Origin of the sequence: Mycobacterium sp. (assembly GCF_051006775.1) — a bacterium.
Taxonomy (GTDB): domain Bacteria; phylum Actinomycetota; class Actinomycetes; order Mycobacteriales; family Mycobacteriaceae; genus Mycobacterium.
In genome coordinates this window covers 1-2,656 of sequence record NZ_JBPCSX010000149.1, presented here as the reverse complement: position 1 = coordinate 2,656, position 2,656 = coordinate 1, and the positions used below count along the sequence as shown (strand labels likewise).

Below are 2,656 nucleotides of genomic sequence, written 5' to 3'. Positions count from 1 at the left end.
CTCCGGATCGCTGCCGATGATGCCGAGGTACCAGTGCGGCGCCTCGGGGTGCACGGCCTTCATCTGCTCGGTGAGCGCCCGACCCTCCCCCAGCCGGCCGCGGAACGCCCGGATCACCGCGGGCAGCATGGCGATCTGCTCACGCGGGGACGGCACGCCCTTGACCGGCGGATCCCACAGCGCCGAGGCCCCCACGCCGGACTCCGACACCGCCACCTCCACGCCCGCGCCGGCCAGATAGTGATACCGGGTGAGCGCACCGAAGAAGCCGGCCAGGGCGGCCGCGCGGCGGGTGTTGTCGGGCTGCATCCACATCATCACCGGGTCGTCCTGGAACGCGCGGCCCAGCACCCGCGCCAGCGCGGGGACATCGGACCTGCGTGCGGGACGCACCTCGATGGACATCGAGGCAAGGCTACGCTCAGAACAGCGTCGTCACGCCGAGAGTCGGTACGCATACAGCTGTCTGTCATACGACGTACGATTTTCGTATGACGATGTTCAGCTTTCGCGTGGACGACGCCGACGCGGCAGCAGTCCAACTCTGGGCGGACCGATTGCATATCGACAGGTCAGAGTTCCTGCGTGCGGCACTGCGCCGCCACCTATCCGAACTGACCGCCGATCACGACGCCGGTGCCTACGTGGCGCAACCCATCACCGACGAGGAGAAGGCACTCGGCCAGATCGCCGACTGGGGACCCGCCGAGGACTGGGCGGACTGGGCCGATGCGCCGAGGTGAGCTCTGGTTTGCGGCGACGCCCGGCGGTGACCGGCCGGTGCTGGTGCTGACCCGCGACCCCGTTGCCGACCGGATTGGCGCCGTCGTCGTCGCGGCACTGACCCGCACCCGCCGGGGCCTGGTGTCTGAGCTCGAACTGACCGTCGCCGAAGACGGAGTGCCGAGCGACTGCGTGATCAACTTCGACAACATTCACACCCTGCCCCGCGATGCCTTCCGGCGCATGATCATCCGGCTGTCACCCGCACGGCTACACCAGTCCTGCCACATCTTGCGGGCGGCCACCGGCTGCTGACGCCCCGCGCGTCACCGCACCAGCGTCGTCACGCCCAGGGCCAGCACGCACGCCACCACGGCCACCGTTGTGAGCGCATAGACCACGGTGCCGGCCCGGCCGGTGGCGAACTCCCCCATCAGGTCGCGGTCGCGGCCCAGGCCCACCATCGCGATCAGCAGTGGGATCAGCAGCACCGCGTTGAGCACCTGGGTGCCGACCAGGATGGTCACCAGCGGCACATTCGGCGTCAGCACGATCGCGGTGCCGATCATGGTGATGATTGCGTAGGTCAGATAGAAGGTCCGGGCCTCGGCGTAGGGGTCGTCGATGGCGGCCTCCAGGCCGGCGAACTCGCACACCGAGTACGCCGTCGACAGCGGAAGGATCGACGCGGCCAGGATCGACGCGCCGATCAACCCGACGGCGAACAAGGTGGAGGCGGCATCACCGGCCAGTGGCTCCAGCGCCACCGCGGCGTCGGCGGCGTCGTTGATGGACAACCCATCGCGGTGCAGGGTGGCCGCACAGGCGATCACGACGAAGAAGCCGATCACCCCGGTGAGCACCGCGCCGGTCACCACGTCGATACGTTCCAGTGGCAGGTCCTCGGTGCGCAGTTTCTTGTCGACCGCATAGGACTGCATGAACGACAGTCCCCACGGCGCCAGCGTGGTTCCAAGGGTGGCGGTGACGATCGCGATGGCCTCCCCGGTCATCGGCATGGTGGGGATGACGGTGCCGCGCACGGCCGCACCCCAGTCCGGATGCGCCATGAACCCCGAGGCGATATAGGCCAGGAACACCGTCGAGAGCAGCAGCAGGAACCGTTCGACGCGATGGAAGCTACCGCGCAGCACCAGCAGCGAGACCGCCACCGCCGCGACCGGCACGCTGATATAGCGGCTGATACCGAATATCTCGAATCCCGCTGCAATACCGGCGAATTCAGCACAGGTGGTTCCGATGTTGGCGGCCACCAGCGCGACGAGCACCGCCCCGCCGACCTTCACCCCGTAGCGGTGGCGCACCAGTCCGATCAGTCCCTGGCCGGTGACCACGCCCATCCGCGCGGCCAGACCGTGGAAGACCACCAGCGCGATCGTGGATAGCAGTAGCACCCACAGCAGCTGATAGCCGTGCCCGGCGCCGAGCACCGAGTAGGTGGTGATACCGGCGGGGTCGTCGTCGGAGAGCCCAGCCAGTAGACCCGGGCCGACAACGGCGAACAGCGCGGCCGTCCGCGGGTTCAGGCGTTGGAGGATGCTCATCGCTTACGCCCGCGGAAAAGCCGACGGCGGTGCGGCCAGACGCCGGACCGGAAGAACCTACGGCCGCGCAGCAGTGAGCGTCTACCGATCCGCTCAGCGACCTCGGGGTGCACCGTCCGCACCGCCTCGGCGGCGATCTGCGGATCGCGGGCGGCCAGGATTTCGGTGGCCGCGTCCACGTCGACCCGGCTGATCAACGTGGCCAGCCCGTGGGCGTCGAGGCGGTGCACCGCCGACCGCGGCGCGGCGAGTTGGACCGAATGCCCGCGATCGGATGCCAGGTGCAGATCTGTCCAGGCGACGACGTCGTGGGTCGCGCGGTCGCCGCCGAGCCCAAGCCGGCGCACCACGCCGCCGAAACCGACCTC

General features: G+C 69.0%; 4 protein-coding genes and 1 pseudogene. 2 read left to right on the top strand and 3 right to left on the bottom strand.

Going from position 1 to position 2,656, the window contains the following annotated elements:
* Positions 1-405, bottom strand: a 405-nt coding sequence (locus tag ACR2JI_RS10765; protein WP_526390062.1) for a GNAT family N-acetyltransferase, incomplete at its 3' end; no start/stop codon positions are given.
* Positions 406-497: 92 nt separating this feature from the next.
* On the opposite strand from ACR2JI_RS10765, the gene ACR2JI_RS10760 reads away from it, so the two are divergent.
* Positions 498-743: a ribbon-helix-helix protein, CopG family gene (locus ACR2JI_RS10760; protein ID WP_526390063.1), complete on the top strand. Its 246-nt coding sequence runs from the start codon at positions 498-500 to the stop codon at positions 741-743.
* On the top strand, positions 730-1,038 hold the full coding sequence (locus ACR2JI_RS10755) for a type II toxin-antitoxin system PemK/MazF family toxin (protein WP_526390061.1): 309 nt from the start codon (positions 730-732) through the stop codon (positions 1,036-1,038). Before ACR2JI_RS10760 ends, ACR2JI_RS10755 begins: the two co-directional genes overlap by 14 nt.
* An 11-nt stretch (positions 1,039-1,049) precedes the next feature.
* Here the strand turns inward: ACR2JI_RS10755 and ACR2JI_RS10750 are convergent, their stop codons facing one another.
* Together ACR2JI_RS10750 and ACR2JI_RS10745 are read right to left on the bottom strand one after the other, a co-directional pair.
* Positions 1,050-2,288, bottom strand: coding sequence for an NRAMP family divalent metal transporter (locus ACR2JI_RS10750; RefSeq protein WP_526390060.1), 1,239 nt, complete (start codon positions 2,286-2,288; stop codon positions 1,050-1,052).
* A pseudogene (locus tag ACR2JI_RS10745) lies at positions 2,285-2,656 on the bottom strand (magnesium transporter); the annotation flags it as partial. The gene ACR2JI_RS10750 and the pseudogene ACR2JI_RS10745, both read right to left, overlap by 4 nt.